Annotated in this window: 22 protein-coding genes; 9 read left to right on the top strand and 13 right to left on the bottom strand. The window is 69.4% G+C overall.

Annotation, left to right across the window (positions count from 1 at the left end; translation table 11 throughout):
• Positions 1 to 1,218, bottom strand: a 1,218-nt coding sequence (locus tag ABZ717_RS21705) for an acyltransferase (protein WP_358513363.1), incomplete at its 3' end; no start/stop codon positions are given.
• Positions 1,219 to 1,377: 159 nt separating this feature from the next.
• Between ABZ717_RS21705 and ABZ717_RS21700 the strand changes: the two genes are divergently transcribed.
• The 4 genes from ABZ717_RS21700 to ABZ717_RS21685 all read left to right on the top strand — a co-directional run bounded on the left by ABZ717_RS21700 (position 1,378) and on the right by ABZ717_RS21685 (position 5,483).
• Positions 1,378 to 2,292 carry a DUF3068 domain-containing protein gene (locus ABZ717_RS21700; RefSeq protein ID WP_358513361.1) on the top strand — a complete coding sequence of 305 codons (915 nt, stop codon included), beginning with the start codon at positions 1,378 to 1,380 and terminating at the stop codon, positions 2,290 to 2,292.
• 175 nt (positions 2,293 to 2,467) lie between these two features.
• Complete coding sequence (locus ABZ717_RS21695; protein ID WP_358513367.1) at positions 2,468 to 3,346, top strand: decaprenyl-phosphate phosphoribosyltransferase; 879 nt, start codon at positions 2,468 to 2,470, stop codon at positions 3,344 to 3,346.
• Complete coding sequence (locus tag ABZ717_RS21690; protein ID WP_358513359.1) at positions 3,343 to 4,701, top strand: FAD-binding oxidoreductase; 1,359 nt, start codon at positions 3,343 to 3,345, stop codon at positions 4,699 to 4,701. The genes ABZ717_RS21695 and ABZ717_RS21690 overlap by 4 nt, the downstream gene beginning before the upstream one ends.
• 29 nt (positions 4,702 to 4,730) lie before the next feature.
• Positions 4,731 to 5,483, top strand: a complete 753-nt coding sequence (locus ABZ717_RS21685) for a decaprenylphospho-beta-D-erythro-pentofuranosid-2-ulose 2-reductase (RefSeq protein WP_358513357.1) — start codon at positions 4,731 to 4,733, stop codon at positions 5,481 to 5,483.
• 3 nt (positions 5,484 to 5,486) lie between these two features.
• Here the strand turns inward: ABZ717_RS21685 and ABZ717_RS21680 are convergent, their stop codons facing one another.
• A complete protein-coding gene (locus ABZ717_RS21680) occupies positions 5,487 to 6,917 on the bottom strand; it encodes a DHA2 family efflux MFS transporter permease subunit (RefSeq protein ID WP_358513355.1) in 1,431 nt (476 codons plus the stop codon).
• 110 nt (positions 6,918 to 7,027) lie between these two features.
• Here ABZ717_RS21680 and ABZ717_RS21675 point away from each other — a divergent pair, with 110 nt between their 5' ends.
• Positions 7,028 to 7,738, top strand: a complete 711-nt coding sequence (locus tag ABZ717_RS21675) for a TetR/AcrR family transcriptional regulator (RefSeq protein ID WP_358513353.1) — start codon at positions 7,028 to 7,030, stop codon at positions 7,736 to 7,738.
• A gap of 67 nt (positions 7,739 to 7,805) precedes the next feature.
• Here ABZ717_RS21675 and ABZ717_RS21670 read toward each other — a convergent pair whose 3' ends face one another.
• The 5 genes from ABZ717_RS21670 to ABZ717_RS21650 form a co-directional block, all read right to left on the bottom strand.
• Complete coding sequence (locus ABZ717_RS21670; RefSeq protein ID WP_358513351.1) at positions 7,806 to 8,753, bottom strand: oxygenase MpaB family protein; 948 nt, start codon at positions 8,751 to 8,753, stop codon at positions 7,806 to 7,808.
• Positions 8,754 to 8,906: 153 nt separating this feature from the next.
• Positions 8,907 to 9,491 carry an ATP/GTP-binding protein gene (locus ABZ717_RS21665; protein ID WP_358513349.1) on the bottom strand — a complete coding sequence of 195 codons (585 nt, stop codon included), beginning with the start codon at positions 9,489 to 9,491 and terminating at the stop codon, positions 8,907 to 8,909.
• Complete coding sequence (locus ABZ717_RS21660; protein WP_358513347.1) at positions 9,472 to 9,906, bottom strand: DUF742 domain-containing protein; 435 nt, start codon at positions 9,904 to 9,906, stop codon at positions 9,472 to 9,474. Before ABZ717_RS21660 ends, ABZ717_RS21665 begins: the two co-directional genes overlap by 20 nt.
• An 8-nt stretch (positions 9,907 to 9,914) precedes the next feature.
• A complete protein-coding gene (locus tag ABZ717_RS21655) occupies positions 9,915 to 10,355 on the bottom strand; it encodes a roadblock/LC7 domain-containing protein (RefSeq protein ID WP_358513345.1) in 441 nt (146 codons plus the stop codon).
• 2 nt (positions 10,356 to 10,357) lie between these two features.
• Positions 10,358 to 12,907 carry a nitrate- and nitrite sensing domain-containing protein gene (locus ABZ717_RS21650; protein ID WP_358513343.1) on the bottom strand — a complete coding sequence of 850 codons (2,550 nt, stop codon included), beginning with the start codon at positions 12,905 to 12,907 and terminating at the stop codon, positions 10,358 to 10,360.
• A 458-nt stretch (positions 12,908 to 13,365) separates the two neighbouring features.
• On the opposite strand from ABZ717_RS21650, the gene ABZ717_RS21645 reads away from it, so the two are divergent.
• Positions 13,366 to 14,466, top strand: coding sequence for an antibiotic resistance protein VanZ (locus ABZ717_RS21645; RefSeq protein ID WP_358513341.1), 1,101 nt, complete (start codon positions 13,366 to 13,368; stop codon positions 14,464 to 14,466).
• 3 nt (positions 14,467 to 14,469) lie between these two features.
• Here ABZ717_RS21645 and ABZ717_RS21640 read toward each other — a convergent pair whose 3' ends face one another.
• The 4 genes from ABZ717_RS21640 to ABZ717_RS21625 are packed head-to-tail and all read right to left on the bottom strand — an operon-like array spanning position 14,470 to position 18,368.
• Positions 14,470 to 14,874, bottom strand: a complete 405-nt coding sequence (locus ABZ717_RS21640; RefSeq protein ID WP_358513339.1) for a DUF3592 domain-containing protein — start codon at positions 14,872 to 14,874, stop codon at positions 14,470 to 14,472.
• A 43-nt stretch (positions 14,875 to 14,917) separates the two neighbouring features.
• On the bottom strand, positions 14,918 to 15,562 hold the full coding sequence (locus ABZ717_RS21635; RefSeq protein WP_358513337.1) for a TetR/AcrR family transcriptional regulator: 645 nt from the start codon (positions 15,560 to 15,562) through the stop codon (positions 14,918 to 14,920).
• A 12-nt stretch (positions 15,563 to 15,574) separates the two neighbouring features.
• The gene (locus tag ABZ717_RS21630; protein WP_358513365.1) at positions 15,575 to 17,617 is read right to left on the bottom strand and encodes a YhgE/Pip domain-containing protein; all 2,043 of its coding nucleotides are present in this window, start codon (positions 17,615 to 17,617) and stop codon (positions 15,575 to 15,577) included.
• A gap of 52 nt (positions 17,618 to 17,669) precedes the next feature.
• A complete protein-coding gene (locus ABZ717_RS21625; RefSeq protein WP_358513335.1) occupies positions 17,670 to 18,368 on the bottom strand; it encodes an ATP-binding cassette domain-containing protein in 699 nt (232 codons plus the stop codon).
• 191 nt (positions 18,369 to 18,559) lie between these two features.
• Between ABZ717_RS21625 and ABZ717_RS21620 the strand changes: the two genes are divergently transcribed.
• Positions 18,560 to 19,396, top strand: coding sequence for a M23 family metallopeptidase (locus ABZ717_RS21620; RefSeq protein WP_358513333.1), 837 nt, complete (start codon positions 18,560 to 18,562; stop codon positions 19,394 to 19,396).
• Positions 19,397 to 19,483: 87 nt separating this feature from the next.
• Entirely contained in the window at positions 19,484 to 20,260 is a 777-nt protein-coding gene (locus ABZ717_RS21615; protein WP_358513330.1) for an endonuclease V, read from the top strand.
• Positions 20,261 to 20,323: 63 nt separating this feature from the next.
• On the opposite strand, the gene ABZ717_RS21610 is transcribed toward ABZ717_RS21615, so the two are convergent.
• Positions 20,324 to 21,763, bottom strand: coding sequence for a GuaB1 family IMP dehydrogenase-related protein (locus ABZ717_RS21610; protein WP_358513328.1), 1,440 nt, complete (start codon positions 21,761 to 21,763; stop codon positions 20,324 to 20,326).
• Between the two features lie 244 nt (positions 21,764 to 22,007).
• Here ABZ717_RS21610 and ABZ717_RS21605 point away from each other — a divergent pair, with 244 nt between their 5' ends.
• Positions 22,008 to 22,931 carry a CDP-alcohol phosphatidyltransferase family protein gene (locus ABZ717_RS21605; RefSeq protein WP_358513326.1) on the top strand — a complete coding sequence of 308 codons (924 nt, stop codon included), beginning with the start codon at positions 22,008 to 22,010 and terminating at the stop codon, positions 22,929 to 22,931.
• Positions 22,932 to 22,991: 60 nt separating this feature from the next.
• On the opposite strand, the gene ABZ717_RS21600 is transcribed toward ABZ717_RS21605, so the two are convergent.
• A complete protein-coding gene (locus tag ABZ717_RS21600) occupies positions 22,992 to 24,158 on the bottom strand; it encodes an acyltransferase family protein (RefSeq protein ID WP_358513324.1) in 1,167 nt (388 codons plus the stop codon).
• Positions 24,159 to 24,459: the final 301 nt, after the last annotated feature.

The raw sequence follows: 24,459 nt of genomic DNA, 5'->3' as shown, positions 1-24,459 counted from the left end.
GATCAGGACCGGAATGATGTCCAGCCAGAACGACCCGGCGAAGATCTCCTGCCCGGTGAAGTCGCGCCACAGGTACAGCACCACGAACTGCCACAGGAACACCCCGTAGCTGATCGGTGCGAAGAACACCATCACCCGGTGTCGCATGACGGCGTCCAGCCACGCGCCGTCCCGCCACGCCTGGGCGGTGCGCAGGGCCGGCGGTGGCCCCTCCTTCGGTCGGGGCGCCAGAGCCGCGGGGGCGACCATGAACAGCGCGAAGCCGATGTTGGTGAGGTTCTCGACCGCGGAGATCCACAGGTTGCCCGGCTCGAAGAAGCGGCCGCCCGCGGCGGGGGTCGCCTCCAACAGGAAGAACGCGGCCGCCACCAGCCAGCACAGGCCGGGGGAGGCGGCGATGGTGCGGCAGAGCCTGCGAACCGGACCGTCCGCGCCGGGTTCGCGCCAGGCCCACTCCGACAGGACGGCCAACCCCATGCCCACCGCGAACATGCCCATGCAGCGCGGCAGCCAGGAGTGCATGTGCTCGCTGGGTTCGGGAAAGTACTGCGGGATCAACGCGAGGAACGACAGCGCCGTCATCGTGGCCAGGCCGATGAGCAGCCGTTTCCCGCGCGCGTTCACCGTCGCGCCGCCGCGCGCCCACAGGTGCAGCACCGCGGCGAACAGCGGAAGCGTGAGGTAGAAGGACACCTCGACCGAAAGGCTCCACATCTGTCCGAGTCCGTAGGGTCCCGGTCCCGCCCAGTGGGGGCTGGTGTTGAACGGGAAGGACAGCGTCAGGACCTCGATCCAGTGCACCACCGAATCGCGGTGCTCCCCGGCCCACAGCACCAGCGCGGTGGTCGCCACCACCCAGTAGGCGGGGAAGACGCGCATCACGCGTCGCCACAGGTAGGAGGGCACGTTCGGGCCACGGGTGCCGTCCAGGGCGGCGCGGGCCCACGGGCGGTACAGCAGCACTCCGGACAGGGCGAAGAACAGGGGGACGGCGAGCGCCGTCGCGCTGAGCACCCCGCCGAGGATCCCGGGCGCGAGAGCGTCCCCGGTCTCGGTCGACACGTGCACGATGAGGACCATCAGGCAGGCGAGGGCGCGGATCCCGTCGAGGGCGTGGTGGCGCCCGCTCACCTGGGGGAGCGTGCGCTCGGGGTCGGCCGCGTCGGTCCGGGGGCTGCCGGAGGTGGGGTCCTCGGGCGCGGTGGGCGTGGGCGCCATGGGGCCTTCCTGGGCGGGAGGGAGCCAGAACACGTTTCACTAGAACGTGTTATAAAAATTCAGACACGCCCAGGTGACGTCGTTCACTACTGGGCAGTACTCTACCCGGAACTGAACCTAGTTCCAGATCCGGACTCTCATCCGCCCAGGAGGGCACACATGCGCCGTACCGTTGCGGTCGTTCTCATCGCGCTGGGGGTCTTCTGTCTCGCTTTGGCACCCATGATGCGCATGTGGATGGCCACTTCCCTGATGAAGACTCCACTGGACTACTACAACGCCACCGTCCTCAATGGCGAGGCCACCTACTTCAACATCGAAGACGTCGAGCAGGTGGAGAACGCCCAGGTCGAGGCGCACTCCACCCTGCGTGCCGACGTGGCCTCCAGCACCGACGACGTGGTGGTGTGGGACCAGTTCACCTGGATCAAGGACTCCGACACGGACTTCGGGATCAGCTCCAGTAGCCGGCGCACCGGGCACGACCGTGTCACGGGTGAAGCGGTCGACTGCTGCGACGCCATGGTGAACGAAGAGCGCGTCACCCAGAGCGGCCAGGCCTGGAAGTTCCCGTTCAACACCGAACAGCGGGACTACGACTTCTTCGAGACGACCGTCGAGGAAGTCGTCCCCATGGAGTTCCAGGGCGTCGAGGACGTCGACGGGGTCGAGGCCTACAAGTTCGTCCAGACCGTCGACCCGACCGTCATCGGTGAGCGGGAGATCCCGCGTGAGGTCGCCGGTCTCGACGGTGAGGGCGACGTCGTCGGTGACGTGACCTTCTCCATCACCCGCACCTACTGGATCGAACCGGTCAGTGGTTCGCCGATCAACGTCAGCGAGGACCACCACCAGGTCGTCGTCGTGGACGGGGAAGAGGTGCTGACCATGATGAGCGGTGAACTCGTCTACGACGACGCCACCCGCGCCGCCGCCATCGAGAACACCGACCAGGCCCGTGCGGTCCTGCCGCTGCTGAACACCACGCTGCCGATCGTCTCGCTCGTGGCCGGCGTCGGCTTCATCGGCATCGCCGTCGTCCTGCTCGTCACCGGACGCCGCGCCGCCCAGTAGACCCCACCGCCCCCCATCCCCCCGGCCACTGCCCCGAGCCGGACCATCCCACCGGACCGCCCGCCACCCCCGTGGGCGGTCCGGTTCCCGCATCCACGTACCATCGCCGGACCCAGAGGGGGAACGCGTGACCACGGCCCCCGAGACCGAGAACCGACCCGGGCGGAGTGACGTCGTGGGACTGCCCTCGGCCCTGCTGCGGGCCTGTCGCCCGCGACAGTGGCTCAAGAACCTGTTGGTCTTCGCCGCCCCGGCCGCCGCCGGCGCGCTCACCGATCCTCGTTCCCTGCTGTTGTGCGCGGCGACCTTCGCCCTGTTCTGTGTGGCCGCCGGCGGCACCTACCTGCTCAACGACGTCCGTGACGTGGACGGTGACCGGCGGCATCCGCGCAAGCGTCACCGCCCGATCGCCTCCGGAGCCCTCCCGGTGCCCGTGGCCGTCGTGGCCGGGGTCCTGTTCGTGACCGTGGCGCCCCTGGCCTCCCTCGCGCTGGGGAGCCCGGGGCTGAGCGTGGTCCTCGGCGTGTACGTGGTCCTCACCCTGACCTACACCTGGTTTCTGAAGGACATGGTCATCGTCGACCTGGTGGCGGTGGCGGGCTGTCACGTGCTGCGCGCCATGGCCGGCGGTTACGTGGTCGGGGTGCCGCTGACCTCGTGGTTCGTGATCGTGGTGTCGCTGGCCGCCCTGCTCGTGGTGGTCGGCAAACGAGAGGCGGAACTGCGGGGTCTCGCGGAGGCCCCCGAGGAGACCCGCCCCACCCGGGCCGCCCTGCTCGGCTACACGCCCGGCTACCTGGCCCAGATGCGCACGATCGCCTCCGGCGCCATGATCGTCACCTACTGTCTCTGGGCCCTGGAACAGTCCGCGGGACCGCAGTCCCCGTTCCACGCGGCCAGTATCGTTCCGTTCATCATGTTCGTGCTCCGCTACAACCTGCTCGTGGACCGGGGCGCGGGCGAGGAACCCGAGGAGATCGCGTTGCGGGACCGCCCCCTGCAGCTCGTCCTCGTGGCCCTCGTCCTCCTGGTCGGACTGGGGATCTACCTGTGAGTCGACCGACCCTCCTCACCGGGTGGGGCCGCACCGCCCCCACCGCCGCCACCGTGGTGCGCCCGCGCACCGCCGAACAGGCCGCGGAGGCGTTGGCCCAGGCCGGGCCGCGCGGCGCACTGGCCCGTGGACTGGGCCGTTCCTACGGCGACGCCGCGCAGGCCGCCGGAGGACTCGTCCTGGACTGCACCGAACTCACCGGACCGCCCCGGCTCGATCCCGACCTCGGCGAGGTCACCGCGCCGGCCGGTACGAGTCTGCGCCGACTCATGGCGCACCTGCTGCGGCGCGGGTACTTCCCACCCGTCACCCCCGGGACCGGACACGTGACCCTGGGCGGGGCGATCGCCGCCGACGTCCACGGTAAGAACCATCACGTCGACTCCTCCATCGGCGCCCACGTGCGTTCCCTGACCCTCCTCACGCCCCGAGGCGAGGCCCTGGAGATCGGTCCCGACCACGGTGACACCGAACTGTTCTGGGCCACCGTCGGCGGGATGGGCCTGACCGGGGTCATCACCTCCGTGCGTCTGGGGGTGATCCCCGTGGAGACCGCGCACATGCGGGTGGACACCGACCGGACCGGCGACCTCGACTCCACGCTGGACCTGATGGAGCGCACCGACCAGGACTACCGGTACACGGTGTGCTGGGTGGACCTGCTCGCCCGGGGGGCCGCCACCGGTCGCGGGGTGCTGACCCGGGCCCACCACGCCCGCGTCACCGACCTGCCCGCGCCGCTGCGCCGCGAACCCCTCCGGTACCGCCCGAGTGCTCCACTGAGCGCACCGCCGTGGGCGCCGCCGCGCCTGCTCAACCGGGCGACCGTCGGCGCCTTCAACACCGCCTACCACCACGCTGCGCCCGAGCGCAGGCGGGGGCAGGCCCGACCGCTGGGCGGGTTCTTCCACCCGCTGGACAAGGTGCGGGGCTGGAACCGCATGTACGGTCCGCACGGGTTCGTGCAGTACCAGTTCGTGGTGCCCTTCGGGGAGGAGGGCACCCTGCGCCACGTCGTGGAGGGGTTGTCGAAGGCCGGCGCGCCCTCGTTCCTGGCGGTCCTCAAACGCATGGGCGCGCCCACCCCGGGGCCGCTCTCGTTCCCCCGACCCGGGTGGACGCTCGCCCTGGACCTGCCCGCCGAGTTCCCCGGTCTGGCCGGGCTGCTGCGAGGTTTCGACGAACGGGTGCTCGCCGCCGGCGGACGTCTGTACCTGGCCAAGGACAGCCGGGCGGACGCCGAGGCCGTGCACGCCATGTACCCCGACCTGCCCGCCTGGCGGAAGGTGCGCGAACGGGTCGACCCCGACGGGGTCCTCGTCTCCGACCTGGCCCGCCGGCTGCGGCTCCTCTGAACCACCCACCCGGACCGGAAGGAAACCCCATGCGCGACTCGCTGGGAAAGGTGCGCACCGTGCTGTTGCTCGGCGGGCGCAGCGAGATCGGCCTCGCCGTGGTCGAACGACTGGTGCGCGAGGGCGCCCGCGAGGTGGTCCTGGCCGCCCGTGGCGGGGTCGCCGAACCGCCGAGCGTCCTGAAGGCGTTGGGCGCCACCGTCCATTCCTTGGAGTTCGAGGCCGAGGCGACCGACACCCACGCCGACACGGTGGCCGCCGCCGTGGAGCTGGTCGGCGACCTGGACGTGGTGGTGGACGCGTTCGGTGTGTTGGGGGAGCAGGCCGAGTACGACGGGGACCCGCACGCCGCCGCCCGTTCGGCGGCGGTGAACTTCACCGGACACGTGTCGGTCGACCTGGCCGTCGCCGCCAGGCTGCGCGAACAGGGCCACGGCACGCTCGTGGTGCTGTCGTCCGTGGCGGGGGTCCGGGTGCGCCGCGCCAACTTCGTCTACGGGTCCGCGAAGGCCGGCCTGGACGGGTTCGCGCAAGGGCTGGCGGACTCTCTGCACGGCAGCGGCGCACGCGTTCTGGTGGTGCGCCCGGGGTACGTGGCCACCCGCATGTCCGCGCACGTGGACCCGGCGCCCTTCCCCGCCACGCCGGGCCAGGTCGCCGATGCCGTGGCCAAGGGGTTGCGGGGCAGGGCGACCACCGTGTGGGCGCCGAGCGTTCTGCGGCCGGTGTTCACGGGAATGCGGCTGATGCCGCGGCCGATCTGGCGCAGATTGGGGCGCTGAAGGTCAGGGGCGGGCCTTGGGAAGGAACATCGCCGGGATCAGCGCCAGCGCCGTCAGCCCGGTCATCCACCAGAAGGTGGCCTGGAACGCCAAGGTGGGGACGGTGCCGCCGGCGAGCAGCGATGACAGCAACAGGGCGAGCGCGGCCGTGCCCACCGCGGCGCCGATCCGCTGGGTCACGTTCAGGGCGCTGCTGGCACGGGGCACCTGGTCGGAGGGCAACCCGCGGTAGGCGGTGGCCAACATCGGGACCATCGCGGTACCCAGACCCAGACCGCGTACGAACATCGCCGAGGCGAGCAGCGCCTGCGAGGTGTCCGGTCCCGCCACGGCGAACGGCGCGGTGGCCACGGCGCCCACCAGCAACCCGCCCACGACCAGGTAGCGGGGGCCGCTGCGGTCGGCGATCGGGCCGACGAACAGGTTGACCAGAGCCACCCCGGCCGCCATCGGGGCCATCAACAGCCCCGCCGTCAACGCCGTGGTCCCCTGCACCTGCTGGAAGAACAACGGCAGTAGGAACATGCCCGCCCAGATGCACAGCCCGAACACGAACATGAGCATCGCGCCCAACCGGAACAGCACGTCACCGAAGAGCCGCAGGTCGATCACGGGGGCGGGGCCGCCGGAGCGACGACGCAGGGAGTGCACCGCGAAACCCGCGATGAGGAGCAGCCCCACGGCGACGAACACCGGCGCGAACCGGACGTCGCCCAGCACCGACAACCCGTAGAGCATGGTCGCGATCCCGGGGGAGAGCAACGCCAACCCCAGCACGTCCAGCCGCTCACTCGACCGCGGATCACCGCGCTCCACACCGCGCACGCCCAGGATCATGGCGAGCACCACCAGGGGGATCGACACCAGGAAGATCCAGCGCCACCCCAGCGAGTCCAGGACCAGACCGCCCAGGACCGGGCCCATGGCGGGCGCGATCTGGATCGGCACGCTCAGTAGCCCGATGGCCCGCCCCAGGCGCTGCGGTCCGGCGGCCTGCACCAGCACCGTCATGACCAGGGGCAGGACCATGCCGCTGCCCAACCCGGTGATCACGCGGAACGCGATGAGGCTCTCGATCGACCAGGCCGTCGCGCACAGCAACGACCCCAGACCGAACAGGCCCAGCGCCATCATCCAGGTGGCGCGTTGTCCGAACCGGTCCACGGCCCAACCGGTCACCGGGATGACGGAGGCGGTGGAGAGCAGGTAGGCACTGGCCACCCATTGGGCGGTGGACACGGGGGCGTCCAGGGCGTGGGACAGGTGGTCGACCGCCACGTTGACGATGGTGGTGTCGAGTAGCGCGGCCATCGCCCCGACGAGGAGGACCCCGGCGAGTTTCCACAACGCGGGGTCGAGTCGGGTGGGAGCGGGCATGGGGGCGGGAGCCAGGGAGGGGTCCGGCGTGGTCTGGGAGGTATCGTGCTCGGCCATCACAAGGAAACTACACGGTGCAGTTTCCCGAGGAGACGGTCGGGGACCACCGAAGGTGCGCCAGACTGGTGGGGGTAGACGGATCGGTGCGGCCACGGTGGAGGTGGGCGATGACGGACCCCTGTGATGAGGCGCGCGCACGCCGTTCCGAGGTCAAACGCGAGGCGATCGTGGAGGCGGCGCTGCGTGTGTTCCTCCATGAGGGCTACACCCGAGCCTCGGTGGACGCCATCGCCGCCGACGCCGGGGTCTCCAAACGCACCATCTACAACCACTTCGCCGACAAACGGGAACTGTTCGTCACGATCGTGGAGCGCAGCAGCGCCGCGTTGGCGGCCGACCACGCCCGCATCGCCGAACGCCACCTCGCCGACGCCGAGGACGCCCGGACCGCGCTGATCGCCTTCGGGGACGAGTGGCTCTCCCCGAACGGACGCCGACCCGACCACGGCGCCCTGGTCCGGTTGCTCATCTCCGAGGCCGCGCACTTCCCGGACGCCGCCAGGGTGTGGACGGCGCGCGGCCCCGGCCTTTCGCTGCGGACCCTGGCCACGTACCTGAGGGGCATGGCCGACCGCGGCCTGTTGGCACTCGAACCCGATGAGGAGGACGAGGCGGCGGGCCACTACATGGCCCTGGTGCGCAGTCCCGTCAACAACCGGGCGTTCTTCGGGGCGCTGCCGCTGCCGGAGGAAGAGGTGCGCGCGGTGGTCCGGTCGGGAGTGGACGCCTTCCTGCGCATCCACGCGGCGGCGGTCGCTCAGGCCTCGGTGAACCCATCGGTCCGATCGAGGAGTTCACCGAGGCCGGGGACCGCGTAGGTCCGGTGCGAGGCGATGCCCGGCCCAGGGCCCGGCTCATGTCTCAGGGGTCCTCCGGGGAGGGGTGTCAACGCCGTTCGGGGGCGATGGCCTGGCCGGGAGCGGGGACCTTCGCTCCGGTGGCGGCGACCTCCTGGGTGAGCATGTCGTGGGGGACCGGGCAACCCTTGGGGAAGGTGCCGATGCGGGAGGGGTCGTAGCCGTCGGGGTACATGCGGATGTTGGGGCTCATCCGGGCCCAACGCGGTTCCTCGCGCGGCTTCATCCGCCGCACCACCTTGGCCCGGCCCTTCATCGCCAGGTCACTGGCCTTGCGCCAGAAGGCGGACGGTTCCGGGTAGTCGAACGCCTTGATCAGGCCGTCCTCCAACAGGGCCTTGGTGAAGGGACGGACCAGCGGGCGCTGCCAGGACGGGTAGAAGTTCACCATCAGTTCGAGGGTGGCGTCGGAGACCGCGCGGCCGCCCTCGGTGTAGGCGAAGTGCTCCGCCTCCATGGAGTCCATGAGCCGGCGGAACTCTTCGTAGGTCTCCGGGATGTCCTTGATCGCCATGTGCTTGCCGAGCTTGCGGTAGTAGTTGGTGCTCGCGGCGATCTCGTGGTCGGTGAGGCGGCGCCATCCGTAACCGTAGTCGTTGAGCCAGCGGACCGGCATGACGACGAAGGTGCTCAGGACGTAGAGGTAGTCCTCGTTGCTGATCTCGTAGGAGCGGTGCATCTGGTTCATCCGACGCAGCGCGTCACGGCCGCGGCCGGGGCCGAAACCGTGCTCCATGATGTCGTTCAGGATCAGCGCGGTGTCGTCGTAGCGGTGCTGGGTGCGTTCGGTGAACTCATGGGTGTCACCGAGCAGTTGTCCGACGCTGGGCATGGCGTAGGTGCGGTACAGCGCCAGGCCCAGAGCCTGTTCGATGTCCCAGGGGAACTCCCGCGTTCCCAGGAGGCGGACGATCTCCTCGCAGTCCGCTTCGGCGTCCAGTTTCTGGATCTTGTCGTGCAGGTCGAAACGTCTCATGGGAACTCCCACCTTCGTCCTGGCCCGCCCGAGACGGATCCAGGGTCGTCGGGTACACGAAACGTCACTCCGTTTCGTCGCCCCGACTTTACCCGGAAGGCCCGCGTGTACAGGGGAAGTGGGGGGTGTCCACCGCCTAACGATCCGGGGCCGTCAGGCGCTGACGCTCTCGGCGACGCGGTTGACCAGGGTCAGCAGCACATCCTTGGCGGACTTCCGGTCGCGGGCGTCGCACAGGACGACCGGGATCTCCGGGTTCAGGCTCAACGCCTCGCGGACCTCTTCCGGTTCGTACAGGTGGGCTCCCTCGAAGCAGTTCACCGCGACCACGAAAGGCACGCCGCGACGCTCGAAGAAGTCCACCGCGGCGAAGCACGTCTCCAGGCGACGGGTGTCGGCGATGACGATGGCGCCGAGGGCGCCCTCCGACAGCTCCTCCCACATGAACCAGAAACGCTCCTGGCCGGGTGTGCCGAACAGGTACAGCACCAGGCTCTCGTTGATGGTGATGCGGCCGAAGTCCAGCGCCACCGTGGTGGTCGACTTGGACTCCACCCCGGACAGGTCGTCGACCCCGTAGCTGGCCTCGGTCATCACCTCCTCGGTGCTGAGCGGGGCGATCTCGCTGACCGCACCGACCAAGGTGGTCTTTCCGGCGCCGAAGCCACCGGCGACCAGGATCTTCAGGGCCGAGGGAACCGGGGCCTCGGTGCCAGGGTCAGAGTCTGTGGATGCCATCGAGTACCGCCTGGAGTACGTCCCGGCTCACCGGGCTCTTTGCTTTGTAGGGGGCTCTGGCCAGGGCGAGGCCCCGGTTGAGCAGGTCGCTGATCAGCACCTTGACCACGGCGACCGGGATGTCCAGGTGAGCGGAGACCTCGGCCACCGACTGCGGCCTTCGGCACAGCTCCAGGATGCGCAGCTGTTCCGGTTCGAGGGCCAGTTCGTCGACCTCGGCCCGCTTGGCCGCGATCACCACGCTGATCATGTCCAACTGGACGGTGTCCGCGTGGTCGCGGCCCTGCGCGATCACGTAGGGGCGTACGAGCGGGCCGGCCTCCTCGGGGGCGGAATCCTCGCCGTAGTCGCCCACCACGTCACGCTGGGGTGGGACGGGACGTATACCGCCCGGGAACTCGTCATGCGCTTGCATACCGACCCCTATCGGTTGGCTTCGGGAGTAGCGCCCTCGTGGCGAGGCGCGGCGTCCATGTAACGGCCCACCTGCTCGACCAGGACGTTCATCTCGTAGGCGATGAGTCCCACGTCGGCGCTCTCCTCGGCCAGGACGGCGAGGCAGGCGCCACGTCCCGCACCGGTGACGAACAGGTAGGCCTGCTCCATTTCGACGACCGTCTGGAGTACCTCGCCGCCGCCGAAGTGGCGGCCGGTGCCCCGGGCCAGACTCTGGAACGCGGAGGCCACGGCGGACAGGTGCTCGGCGTCCTCCTTGACCAGGTCACGGGAACGGCCGATGAGCAGGCCGTCGGCCGAGAGGACGATCGCGTGCCGGGAACCGACCGCGCGGTCCAGCAGCTCGTCGAGCAGCCAGTCGATGTCCTTCTTGCCGGCGGTCCCGCCTGCGCTTTCGATACTGGTCACGGTTACGAGTCCTTGTCGGTGTCGTTGGTGTTCTGCCGGCCCTCACGTCGTCCACGGTCCGTCCCCCTCTGGAACGCGGACATGTTCTTGCGCAGACGTTCCAGCCGTTCCGAGCTGTCGAGCGCGTGCGGGGTCACGTCCCGTGAGCCGGAGGCGGGTCCGCCCGAGCCCTCGGAGGAGGGGTCGTCGGCCAACTGGGGTGCGAGGTTCTCCTGTGGGCGTCGTTTGGGCAGCGCCGGTCGGCCACCGCCGGACGGCACCGTCTCCGGGGCCGAAGGAGCAGACGGGGTCGATGGCGCCTTGGCCTCGGTCGAGGTGTCGGGCACGGCGCTGATCCGGGAGCCGCGGGTGGGCAGCGGAGGACGCTCGTCCCCGGGCCCGGCCAGGACGTCCTCACCCGTGCTCGGTTCGACCGGAGTGGCGACCGAGGTCAGCAACGGCTTGTCGGTGTCTCCCTCACCGTCGGTCCGACCTGACTCCAGGGCGGCCTCGGGGGTGCGATCGACGATCTCGCGCACCTCCCAGATGTCCTCCTTGGAGTCCTGGGAGGAGGTCAGCGGGGTGCGGTCACCGGAGATGATCTCCTGCGGCAGCAGGACGATGGCCTGCACACCGCCATAGGGCGAGGGACGCAGGTGCACACGGATGCCGTGGCGGTGGGCCAGGTGCGAGACCACGAACAGACCCAGACGCATCTTCTCGTTGAGCCGCATGACGTCGAACTCGGGCGGCTCGGCCAACAGGGAGTTGGCCGACTCCAGCTCGCTCTCGGTCATGCCCAGGCCGCGGTCCTCGATCTCGACCGTCACGCCGTTGGGCACGTCATCGCTGCTCAGCCGGACGTTCGTGTGCGGGGGCGAGAACATGGCGGCGTTGTCGACCAGCTCGGCGACGAGGTGGATGACGTCGGCGACGGCGGGGCCGTTGAGGTCGACCCGGGCGATGCGCTCGCGCTTGACCCGGGTGTAGTCACCGGATTCGGAGATCGCGCCGCGCAGGACGTCGATCAGTGGCATCGGGCGGTGCCAGGTGCGACCGGGGGCCTCACCGCCGAGGATCAGCAGGTTCTCGGCGTTACGACGCGAACGGGTCGCCAGGTGGTCCAGCTTGAACAGCTGGGAGAGCTGCTCCGGGTCCTCCTGCTCGCGCTCCATCTTGTCCAGCAGGCGCAGCTGGCGGTGGACCAGGGTCTGGCTGCGGTGCGCGATGTTGAGGAAGACGCGGTTGATGCCGTGACGCAGTTCGGTCTGCTGCACGGCCTCATCGACAGCGGCGCGCTGGGCGGTGTTGAAGGCCTTGGCGACGTCACCGATCTCGTCGTCCTCGACACGCAGCTCGGGGAGTTCGGTGGTGGTGTCGACCCGATCGCCGCGGTGCAGGCGCCCCATGATGGAGGGGAGACGCTCCTCGGCCAGCGACTGCGACTCGTCTCGCAGCGTCAGCAGGCGTTCGGTGAGGTTGCGGGAGGAACGCCGTGCCAGGTAGAAGGCGGCACCGGCCACGGCGGCCACACTGAGGCTGCCGCCGACCGCGAGCATCACGGCTCGGTTGGCGTCCCTGCGGATCACGGTGGCCGTGTAGTCGGCCTCGTCGGCGCCCAGGGCGGTGAGTTCGGTCAGGACGTGCCCGTAGGCCTGGTCCCACGCGGCCTCGTCCACCGGCATGGACAGGTCGTCGACGGTCTCCGGGGCGAGGGTGACCGGGTCGGTGGTGGTCTCGGTCTCGACCTCACGACCGGAGATCTCGGCCCGCATCTGTTGCAGGGCCGCGTACTCGGGACTTTCCAGGACGGCCTCGTAGCGCTCCTGCTGGCCGGGACCCCCCAGGTAGGGGGCGTTGGCGTGCAGAAACGCCTCGTAGGAGCCCATCATGGCGGTGAACTCGCGTTGGTCCTCGACGCTGAGTTCGTCGGTGGCGAAGCCTCGGGCGATCTGGGCGTCGGCCTGGGCGAGGATGTCCACGGTGCGGAACATGTACACCGCGCTGAAGCCGGGGTTGACCGCGTCGCCGTCGTTACCGGTGCGGCCCTGGCTGTCGAAGCTGTCGGAGCCGTGTTGGATGAGCTCGTTGTAGTAGTCCAGGACGTCGTCGCGGCCCGCGTCACCGGAGTCGATGGCCTCGCGCGTCTGGTCGATGTCCTGGTACATGCCGTACAGCATCTCGATGTGCATGCCGCCGTCACCGGGGGCCAGGTCGGCGAAGCCCATGAGGTCCTCGACGATCACACCGAGGGACTCGTCGGTGCTCTGCCGGGCCTCGGCCATCCTCTGGGAGAGGTCGGCGTCGTCGGGGTTCTCCAGATAGGCGATCGTGGCCGAGCGTTCGGTCATGGCGTCCACGAGGCCGACCGCGGCAGGGGTGAGCAGATCCTCGGTGCCCTTGGCCCGGATGATCTGGTAGGCCGCGTCACCACTGAGAACGATGGTGAGGGCCAGCCACAGCACGAGCAGGGCGGTCGTGGGGATCATGACCATGGCGCGGATACGGGCGGTGATCGTACGCCCACGTTTTCTCGGTACTGCCTGCACGATGCTCCTGTCGCTCCGCGTCATGGGGTGAGTCATTCGGGCTCGGGGGCGTGTCCGCCTCGTCGCTCTTCGCGACCGGCGTGTGCACACCGCCTCCCGCCCAGACGCCGTGCCCCTCCTGGGGTGTGGGTGACACGGTCTTGCCGCAGAGTAACCACATATGGGGGTTTTCGGCTTTGGGGATCGTATCTCGGCTGGGAAACGCCGGATTATCCGGGGGTGGAGGCAGTCTGCCATGAACCGGTGAAATGTTCATACAAGTGCTGGTCTGCCACCTACTGGTGAGTATGGTGCTGATGTTGCGCACGACTATAGGACAAAGGTCACATGCGGCCATAGGGGTACGACAACAGTTATTCACCGGTACATACGACCGTCGTACCAATGGGTATGGGGTTCCAAAAACTCGGTACCGCGCCCACCTCGCCCTCGTCCGTACTAGCGTTGCGGCCCGGAGGCGCGGGAACGGGGAGAGGGACACCATGGGGCAGGCGTTCGGCGGGGGACAGGCCGCCATCGACGTGGCGGTGGTCGGCCTGCCACTGCTGATGGTGATCGGGTCCGCCCTCTACCTACGCGGACAACACCGGCGCTACGGTCGCCTGGTCGGCTGGCCCGGACAGCTCACACTGGCCGCGCTGCTCAGCGGAATCGGTCTGGCCGCCTACGCGGTCTGGCCCCTGCCGACCTCCATCGACGGGTTGTGCCCGGTAGTGCCTCGACCGGCACCCGCCCTGGACGTGGGCTCGGCCCTGCTCGCCCTCGGGGTGTTCCTCCCGGTCGGAATCCTGGCCCGCGCCCGCTTCCGTCGAGGTCTCCTGGTCACCATCGCCCTGGGAACGGCACTGGCGTTGGCGGTGACCGCGATCCGGGCGACCGGAGTGTTGGGCCTCTACCCCTGTTCCTACGCCGACGACGCGAGCGCGCTCACGGGGATCGCCGTGGCCGGGGTCCTCCTCGGGTGGCTCCTGGCCCGCCTGGTGCCGGCGCTGTGGCCGTGGGGTCCGCATCGCTCCTGGCCGGGCGCGGTGCCCGACCGCGGCCTCCCCGACCTCACCCGCCGGGTTCTCGGCGTCCTGCTGGACCTGGGGTCGTGGTGGTACGGATCGGCCCTCGTCGTCGCGCTGGCGCACGCCTATGGAGTGGTCGAACCCGGAGCCGAGAACGAGGTGCGCGCCGCCATGCTCCTCGGCCTGGCGGTGGTGTTCTCGCTCTTCCTGCCCCTGCTGCGTCGCGATCGGTCCACCCCGGGGTGCTCCGCCGTCCGTCTCGCGCTGACCGAACCCACGGCGGCCCGCCCGGCCGCCCGGCACCGCGTCCTGGCGCGCACACTCCTGTTGCACGCGCCCATCGTGGCGCTCATCGCCCTCGGCCTGGGGTGGTGGTCACTGATCGTGGTCGCCCTGCACGCCTGCACCGCGCTGGTGCGCTCCGACGGCACGGGACTGGTCGACCTGGTCTGCGGGACCCGGGTCCGTACCCGCGCCACCCTGGACGGCGGGCTGCCCGGACGTCTGGTGCGCTACTCGGCGCCCGACACCGAACACCCCGGCCCACCGGAGCGGCGGCCCACCCCCGTATGAGCCTCAGGGGGTCTCGTTCCAGTTCAGATAACCGAGGAACATCCCGGCCAGTACCAGGATCAGACCCAGGGTGCCGAACAGCGCCCGCACGTAGTGGCTCAACCAGGGGGCGGAGACGATCCGGGCCCGCTCGGGGCTGTCCGGGTCGTAGGAGACGGTGACGATCTCCCCCGCGCGGGAGGCGGTCCACCCCGTGTTCTCGTGCTCGGCGTGGACCTCCTTGCCGTCCTCGGTCTGGAACTGCACGATCATCCGGGACGCGACCGAGGTCTCGTGGTAGCCGATGACCCGGGCCTTGGCCCGCACGCCGTGTCTGATCAGGCGTAGCTCCATTCGGGTGTCCCGGGCGACGACCAACAGGATGATCGCTCCGGCCAGAGCCGGCAACAGGGGATAGAGGTCGGCCATGTCGGGGGAGTCCTTCCGGGTTCGCGCGGGGTGGGGGTGACGCTCAGCGCGTCGGGGTGGGGGAGCCGATCAATCCGTCGGCCACGTGCGCAAGGGTGGTGTGGATCTCCTCCACGGGACGTTCGGGTTGGAGCGTCCGCCAGTCGAGTGCCACGGTCACCACCATGCCGAACAGGGCGGATCCCGCAAGTGAAGTGTCCAGGTCCGGCCGGGTCAGACCACGTTCGACCATCGCGTCGAGCTGTTCGGTGATGACCCCGATCGCCTGGGTGCGGATCTGTCGGACGGTGGTGTACCAGGAGCGGTTGGTGCGCCAGGTCTCCGCCATGAGCAGCCGGGCCAGCGCCTCGTGGGCGCCGATGAACACCACACCGGCCCGCAGCACTTCGGTCAGCGCCTGGCGGGGCTCGACCTCGGGACCTGGGACGGCCTGCCGCAGGGTGTCGGCCAGCCGGGTCACGCCCCATTCCAGCAGGGCGGCGTACAACTCGTCCTTGCCCCCGAAGTTGTAGTAGACGGTGCCCTTGGCGACTCCCGCCCGTTCGGCGATCTCGTCCACCGTGGTGGCGCCGTATCCCTGTTCGGACACCAGGGTCACGGCGGCCTCGAAGAGCTTGCGTCGGGTCGCCTCGCGGCGGCCTCCCACACGTCGGGCCGGGCCCGGGGTCTGCACGTTCATCGCCTCCATTGTGCCCGCCGGTCAAATCCTCAAGGCCGGATGGAGCGTGGACATCGTCCATGAGCGCTTGCGGGCCACGGCGAGCCACGTCAACAACAGGGGTATCACCAACCACAGGGACATCACCCCGAAGGCCTGTGCGACCAACGCCATGTCACCGCCACCGATCAGGTGCCGCATCGCGGTCACACCCCAGTACAACGGTAGGTAGGGCCCGATGGCCTGGAAGAAGCCCGGGCTGGTCTCGATCGGATAGGTGCCACCGGCGGAGGTCAACTGGAGCACCAGCAGCCCCAGCGCCACCACACGACCGGCCGCCTTGAGCCGAACGGTCAGGAACTGCACGGTGGCGGCGAACGCGGACGCGGTGAGCAACAGGAACGCCAGCATCAGCGGCCAGTTCACCGATTCCAGGCCCAACCCCAGGTGCAGGACGGCCATCATGACCGCCACCTGCGCCCAGCCGAGCACCATGGGCGCCACCCGACCGGCCCACGCCACCCGCCAGGACGGCGCGGACGAGGCCAGGGCGCGGTCGGACAGGGCCGGCAACACCATGAACACGACCATCGCGCCCACCCACAGGGACAGGGGTACGAAGAACGGGGCGAATCCGGTGCCGTAGTCGGGCACTTCGTTGTCGACCTCGCTGTCCAGCCGGACGGGGTCGCTCATCATCTCGGCGGCGGTGGTCCGCCCGTCGTCGGAGTAGGTGGGCATCTCCTCCACCCCATCGGCCAGGCCGGAGGCGAGCTCGTCGGAGCCCGACGACAGTTCCCCGAGCCCGTCGTGCAGGTCGCCCGCGCCGTCGCCGATGGTGCCCAGACCGGTGTTGAGCTCACCCGCGCCCTCGGACGCGGTGGACAGCCCGTCGCGGAGCTTCCCGGCGCCTTCGGCCAGGTCGGCCAATCCCTCGTCCAGTTCGTCGATCTGATCGCGGGCGTCCTCGGCCTGGCCCACGATGTCGGGCAGGTCGTCGGCGATCTCGGTGGCGCGCTCGCTCAGCGCGGCGGCGTCGTCGGCGGTCGCGTCGATCTGCGCGCGGTTGTCGTCGACGAACCCGGCCACGTCCAGGGCGGTGTCCATGGCGTCCTGGAGGTCGGTCAGCAGCACGTGCAGTTCGGGCTGTTCCCGTTCCAGCTCGGGGTTCTCCTCCAGGTAGGCGGTGAGGCGGCCGTCGACCTCCTCCATGCCGGAGACGTCGATCTCCTCGGGTAGTTCGTCGAGGGCGTCGTTCACCCCGGCGGCCACGTCGGCGATCAGCTCGGCGCGCTCCTGGATGTCGGGGATGTCCTCCTCGACCCGGGGGAGGACGTCGTCGGCCAATGTGTCCAGCTCGTCGACCTTGGCGGAGACCTGCTCGGAGGCGTCGCCGGCGCCGCTCGCCAGCGTCTTGGAACCCTCGTACAGGTCGCCGATCCCCTCGTCGAGGGAGCCCGCTCCGGTGTGCGCGTCGTCGATGCCGTCGGAGAGTTCACCGGAACCGCTCTCGGCGTCGCCCGCGCCCTCGGAGAGCCGGTCGGCCCCGTCGGCGGCCTCCTCGGTCTTGTCGTGGATCTCGTTGAAGCCGAGGAAGATCTGGTCGAGGTAGTCGCTGATCGCGGAGGAGGCGGCGGCCTGGCGGATCTCGTTGAAGGCGCTGCCGGCCAGCTGGCGGACGATGTAGCTGTTGGAGTCGTTGTAGTTCGCGACGAGCAGGGCGGTGGTGGGGTCCTCCCGCTCGCGCGAGGGCGAGGTGAGGGACTCGCTGAAGTGGTCGGGGACGGTGAGGGTGACGTAGTAGTCGCCACCGGCGAGGCCTCGGGCGGCGTCGTCGGCGTCGACGAGGCGCCAGTCGAGGTCACCGCGTTCCAGGAGGGTGTCGGAGAGTTCCTCGCCGGCGTTGATCCGCTCACCGTCCACCTCGGCCCCCTCGTCCTCGACGACGAGGGCGACGGGCAGGTGTTCCATGCGGTCGAAGGGGTCCCAGAAGGACCACAGGTACATCCCCGAGTAGAGCAGGGGGATGAGCGTCAGGGCGGCCAGCGCGGCGGTGGGAAGGGGCGACCGCAGGAAGGACCGCATGGTGAGCAGCCCGAGGCGGGGGACGGCCAGCGGGCGCGGGCGCGGGGTCCGGTCAGTCCTGGACACGGTGGGCGCCTCCCTCGCGGCGGTCGCGCTGCCGGATGGGGATCGGTCCTTGGGTGTCGTGATCGGCCACCGTGGCCAGTTCCCGGGCGTCGGCGCAGGTGGCGATGACGGTGAGTCCTTCGTCGGACAGGTCCTTGAGGGTGCGCCACATGGCGGCCTGGTTCTGGGGGCTCAGCCCGCCGTCGACGTCGTCCACCGCCAGTAGGCGGGGCTCGTGCACCAGTCCCAGGGCCATGCCCAGGCGTCGGCGTTCGGGCATCGGTAGTTCCTTGATGAGGGTGCTCCGGTCCAGGTCGGACAGGCCGACCGCCGCCATGGCCTCGTCGGCGACGGTGCTCGCGGCGGGGCGTAGTCGCAGCAGGCGGGCCTCGGAGAGGTGTTCGCGTACACGCAGGCGTTCGTCGAGCACGTTGACGTCGTCCATGAGGCCGAGGGCACTGATGCGGCGGACCTTGCGCGCCTGTTCGGGCAGCGGGTGGCCGTCGACGTGCAGTTCGCCCCCGGTGGGGCGCATACGCCCGGTGAGGGTGAGGAGCAGGGAGCTGCGGCCTCCGCCGGAGTCCGCCTGGAAGACGGTGAGCGTTCCCGGCCGGGCGGTGAGGTCGACCCCCGTGTAGACGGGGCCCTCACGGGTGGTGAGCGTGACGTCCTCGGCGTGCACGCGTGCTCCGGTGGCCCGACGCATTCCTGGTGTCCTCCTATTTTTGAACTGACCAGTCAGTACAAATTCGGGTTCCACCGTACTGTGTCGAACCCGCGCCGCGATCGCCCGGGACTGTGGTCTCCCGCACAGGTTCACTCGTTTTCCCGTATCTATTGCAATAGATACGTAATTGCGTAATCCTGTGGACAGGGCGGACGAGACAAGGAGGGGCCATGAACGAAGTGAGGCTGCGCAAGACGGGTGCCGTGCTGACACGGATCTTCTTCGTGCTGACGGCCGTGGTGTTCGTGCTGGTCATCGCGTCGAACCTGGGCGCGCCCATCCCCGGCTACGCGGGCTTCCTGGTCGCCGTGCCGGCGCTCGCCCTCTACCTCGCCGCGATGGCGTGCGGGGCGCTCGCCGGACGACGGACCTCGCGCCGCATCGACCTGCCCCCCATCGAGGTCGCGCCACCGGTGGAGGGCGAGTGGACCGGACTCAACGGACCCTCCGACAAGGTGCCCAGCCACGGCACCCACGGCCTCGGGCAGACCTTCGCGATCGACATCCTCATCGACTCCGGTCGCCCGATCGTCGACGGTTGGCGGCCGGTCATGCGCCCGGCCGCCGACTTCCCGTCCTTCGGGGCGCCCCTGTTCGCCGTCGCCGACGCCACGGTCGTGCACACCTCGGACGGACAGCGCGACCACCTCAGCCGCAACTCCTATCCGGGGTTGCTCTACCTCTTCCTGGAAGGTTTCGTCCGAGCCCTGGGCGGACCAGGTCGCATCCTCGGCAACCACGTGATCCTCGACCTGGGCGACGGTGTGTACGCCGCCTACGCCCACATTCGGCAGGGTTCCGTCGCCGTGCGGGAGGGCGACCACGTCGTCGCGGGCCACAAGATCGGCGAGTGCGGGAACTCCGGCAACTCCTCCGAACCGCACCTGCACTTCCAACTGATGGACCACGCCGACCCGGACCGGGCCGGCGGTCTCCCCTTCACCTGGGCCGGGGTGGGGGTCCCTGCGAACGGAGAGCCGTTCACCGTGGAACGCGCCGCGCACTGATCCACCTCGGGCCGTGTACGGGGGCATGGCCCGAGGTGTACGGCCTAGACTGCGCCTGGCAGACAGGCGGAAGATGGTGGGGGACCGATGACGGAGATCGCCGAACGGGCGGCCAAGGCACTGGACGACCCGGAGAACTGGCCGATGGACCCCAAGGAGGCGGTGGCCCGCCAACGGTCGCTCGCCGACCGCGTGCGCTCCGAACCACTCGACGCCGACGCGGTGGAACTGGTCTGTGGCCTGGACGTCAGCTACGGGGTGGGCGACACCGAACTCGCCGCCGCCGCGGTGGTCCTCGACGCACGCACCCTGGAGGTCGTCGACACCTCCCTGGTCGCCGACACCCCTTCCTTCCCCTACATCTCCGGGTTGTTCGCCTTCCGTGAGCTGCCGCCGGTCCTCAAGGCCATCGAGGGGTTGAACGTCACCCCCGACGTCTTCGTCAGCGACGGCTTCGGCCTGGCCCACCCCCGCCGCTTCGGGATCGCCAGCCACCTCGGCGTCCTCCTCGACGCCCGCGTGGTCGGCTCCGCCAAGACGGTGCTCTACGGACGGAACACCCTGCCCGGCGAGGAACGTGGTTCCTGGACCCCCATGGTGGCCGGACGCTCCGAACTCGTCGAGGACACCGAGACCCTCGCCGAACAAGGCGGCGAGGTGATCGGCCGCACCCTGCGCACCCGGAGCCGCACCAAGCCGGTGTACGTGTCCGTGGGCCACCGGGTGGACCTGGCCGGAGCCGCCGACCTCATCCTGCGGATGTCACCCAAGTACCGCATCCCCGAACCCATCCGGCACGCCGACCGCATGTGCGGGGCGTACCGGAAGGAGTACAAGGCCAAGGGCGGGACGACGGGCGCCTGAACACGAGAAGCGGGGGAGGGGCCCGAAGCCCCTCCCCCCTTCGTCGTCCGCCGTGGCCGGGGTCTACCAGCCGTTCTCCACGGGGCGCCCCTCGTTGTAGCCGGCGGCGCTCTGCACGCCCACCACGGCACGCTCGTGGAACTCGGCCGGCGAGGTGGCGCCCGCGTACGTCATGGAGCTGCGCACACCCGCGATGATCTGGTCGACGAGGTCCTCCACACCCGGACGCTCGGAGTCCAGGTACATCCGACCCGTCGAGATGCCCTCCTCGAACAGGGCCTTGCGGGCCCGCTCGAACGGCGAGTCCTCGGCGGTGCGCAGCTTCACCGCGCGGGCCGAGGCCATCCCGAAGCTCTCCTTGTACTGGCGGCCCTGCGCGTCGCGCAGGACGTCGCCCGGAGACTCATAGGTGCCCGCGAACCACGAGCCCACCATGACGTTGGAGGCGCCGGCGGCCAGGGCGAGCGCGACGTCGCGCGGGTGGCGCACACCGCCGTCGGCCCACACGTGTCCGCCCATGTCACGGGCGGCGGCCGCGCACTCCAGCACGGCGGAGAACTGCGGCCTGCCCACCGCGGTCATCATCCGGGTGGTGCACATCGCACCCGGGCCCACGCCGACCTTCACGATGTCGGCGCCGGCCTCGATGAGGTCGCGGGTGCCCTGTGCGGTGACGATGTTGCCCGCCACGATCGGCACGTTCGGAGAGAGCGCGCGGACCTTCTCGATCGCGGCGATCATCTTCTCCTGGTGGCCGTGCGCGGTGTCGATCACCAGCGTGTCCGCGCCCGCCGCCAGCAACTCGGCGGCCTTGCCCGCCACGTCGCCGTTGATGCCCACGGCGGCGGCCACGCGGAGCCGGTTCTCCGAGTCCACGGCCGGCGTGTACAGCGTGGAGCGCAGCGCGCCGGTGCGGGTGAGCACACCCACCAGGGCGCCCTGTTCGTCCACGACCGGGGCCAACCGGTGGCGGAAGTCGTGCAGTATGCCGAACGCCTCACGGGGCTCGGTGCCCGCGGGGATGGTCAGCAACTCGTCGGACATCACGTCGCGCAGCTGTGCGAAGCGGTCCACGCCCGCGCAGTCGGCCTCGGTGACCACACCGAGCGGACGCCGGTCGTCGTCGACGACGATCACCGCGTTGTGCGCCCGCTTGGGCAGCAGGTTGAGGGCCTCGCCGACGGTGCTCGTCGGGTTGAGGGTGATGGCGGTGTCGTAGACCAGGTTCCGCTGCTTGGTCCAAGAGATGACATCGGACACCACCTCGATGGGGATGTCCTGTGGGATGACGGCGATCCCGCCGCGTCGGGCGATGGTCTCCGCCATGCGCCGACCGGCCACCGCGGTCATGTTCGACACGACCAACGGGATGGTGGTCCCCGTACCGTCCGGCGACGAAAGGTCCACGCTGAGACGGGAACCCACGGCGCTGCGGCCCGGGACCATGAACACGTCGCTGTACGTCAGGTCCTGATCGGGAACCTGGTCGTTGAGAAAACGCAATGCCTCTACCTCGGTCGAGACCGAAGGGGGTGGACCACTCCGCCGTTAGGCGCCGGCGGCACCCTGTTGATCCCCCTCTTACGACTCAAGTATGCCGTGACCGACTACCTTGGAGGTACCTCCGTCTGTAATGATGACTCGATTCCCACCTCGACTCGGTGCCTGACCCATGCCCGGAGCCGGTGACACGACGCCGCCGCCGGTGGGCGCAGGGGACACCAGATCCCTTCAGGAGAAATCCAGCATGTCGCGTTTCACTCTCGCGCAAGTCAAGGAAGAGACCTACAAGGCCAAGGATGCCTGGTGGACCGTCTTCCTGGTCGACCCGTTGGCCGGCCGGCTGGTGGTGTGGACGGCGAACCGCACGAACATCACCCCCAACCAGCTCACACTGGGCGCCGGGGTACTGGGGTTGTTCTCCGCCCTGTGCTTCCTCGCTCCGATCTGGGCCGGTGACACCGGGTGGATCTGGCTGGTGGCCGGCGCCCTGCTGTTCCACCTGAGCTTCGTGCTGGACTGCATGGACGGCAAGATCGCCCGGTTGAAGGGCAACGGTTCGATCTTCGGGGCGTGGGTCGACTTCGTCTTCGACCGCATCCGCTTCTTCGGTTGCGTGATGACGCTGCTCATCGGGCAGTGGTTGATCACCGACGACCCCGCCTACCTGATCGTCGCGCCCGTGGTGGTCTTCTTCGACCTGCTGCGCTACCTCAACGGTTCCCAGGTCGCCAAGACCCGCAAGTCCATGAGGCAGGCCCTGGCGATCGCCTCCGGTGACGCCGACCGGGTGCACGACTACGCGACCTCCTCCCAGGCCGCCGATCCCGAGGACGACGAGTCCGCCGAGTCCGAGAGCAAGGCGACCTCCGCGTCGTCCAAGGGCCTGTACCCGCGGGCCCGCGGCCTGCTGATGCGGCACCGCGTGCGTCCGCACCTGTTCAGCGGCATCGAGTTCGAGATGTTCCTGTGCGTGGTCGCCCCGATCACCGTGATCGTGGCGTTCTTCACTCCGCTGAACAGCCTCATCATCCCGGTGGCGGTCTTCTCCGTCCTGGCTCTGGCCCTCTTCGAGGTGGTCCTGGTACTGCGGCTGTGGAAGGAGACGCGCCGCTTCGAGGTGCGTCGTCGCGAACTCACCGCGGCTCCTTCGGCCGGAACCGAGGACTGAGCCCGGGACCTTCCGGCATGAAAGAAGGGGCGGTGCGCACCGCCCCTTCTTTCGTATCTTTTAGACCGAGGTCTTGGGGGCCGGGTTCTTCTCCTCGGGTCCGGGTTCAGGTGCCGCGCGGGCGGCGTCGGCCTTCGCTCCGGCGAGCCCCTTGTCGTCCTGACGGAGCAGCCAGGTGAGTTGGGGTTCGACCGCCCACCCCATGGCCTTGCGTACCCAAGGGGTGCACAACAGCAGGGTGATCCCGGCGCCGAGCGCGACGGTGGTGGCCAGGCCCACGGCTCCGGACATCACGTCGTGCCAGGGGGACGCCTTGAGCACGAGCAGGATCACGGAGTGACCCAGGTACACGAACAGGGTGTAGGCGCCCAGCGACGTGAACCAGGTGCGCCGCTTGGGGGTGAGCGCGAGCATCGCGAACGTCATGGCCAGTGCGATGGCCATGAAGATCATCCGGATGAGGATGCTCGGCATGAGGGGATCGATGTCGCGGTCGGTGAGGCTGTCCCGCCAGAACAGCCAGTCCCGGCTGAAGCGGTCGGAGACCGGCACGGCGAGGACGGCCGTCACCAACATGACCACCACGGAGCAGATTCGTACCCAGAGCCGGTCCAGATGGGCGAAGTGCTCACGGCGCAGGCTGAGTCCCAGCACGAAGAAGGGCAGCAGGCTGAGCACACGACCCACGGACAGGGTGGTGCCCAGGTCCGTCGTCGTGGCGAAGAGCGAGATGGCCAGGGAGATGGCCACGGGCCAACGCAACCGCTGCCACACCGGAACGGTCAGCCGCCACACGAAGAGCGCCACCAGGAACCAGAGGGTCCAGGTGGGCTTGAGGATCGACAGGGTGTCGGGAAGACCACCGCGCTCGACCGCGTAGAACGTCTGGTGCAGGGTCCAGAAGATGAGATAGGGCACCGCCAACGACAGGAACAGCTTCTCCACTCGCTTCGACGACGCGTCGAAGGACCGCGAGAGGTAGCCGCTGATCATGATGAACGCGGGCATGTGGAAGAAGTAGATCCAGTAGTAGAGGGCACTGGAGGGCCTGTAGTCGCTGAGCGGTTCGATCGCGTGGCCGATGACGACCAGGGCGATCAGGATGAACTTGGCGTTGTCCAGACGGGCGTCACGACCGGGCGCGTTCTCCGGTGGACGGGCGTTCGGTGAACCAGAGCTCGCGCCGCGCCGGTCCCCCTTCGCTCGCGGGGTCGTCGGACTGGTCAAGGATGAGGCCACTAGGGACTCCGTCGTACGGGGATGTGGGGTTTGTTCTTCGTCGCCCCGGACTCGTCGGTCGGGGGGAGGGCACCGACCTGCCAGGTGTTGCGGGAGACCGGCCGGTCCGGTGCCGCGTGGCGCGCGTCGGGGGCACCGAAGGAGTGTCGGCGAACATGATCCGTTACCTTACTGAGACATGCACATGTCCGCCAGTGGTTCGCACGAATCCGGCAAAAGTTCACAGAGCCGGTCGCATCCCCCGAAAGCGGTGTGGGGCGGGCCCCGACGGGCCCGCGCGGAGGCGGAC

Origin of the sequence: Nocardiopsis sp. NPDC006832, from assembly GCF_040635885.1 — a bacterium.
Lineage (GTDB): Bacteria > Actinomycetota > Actinomycetes > Streptosporangiales > Streptosporangiaceae > Nocardiopsis.
Note: the sequence above shows the minus strand (reverse complement) of the source record. Positions and strands in the feature narration are given on the sequence as shown.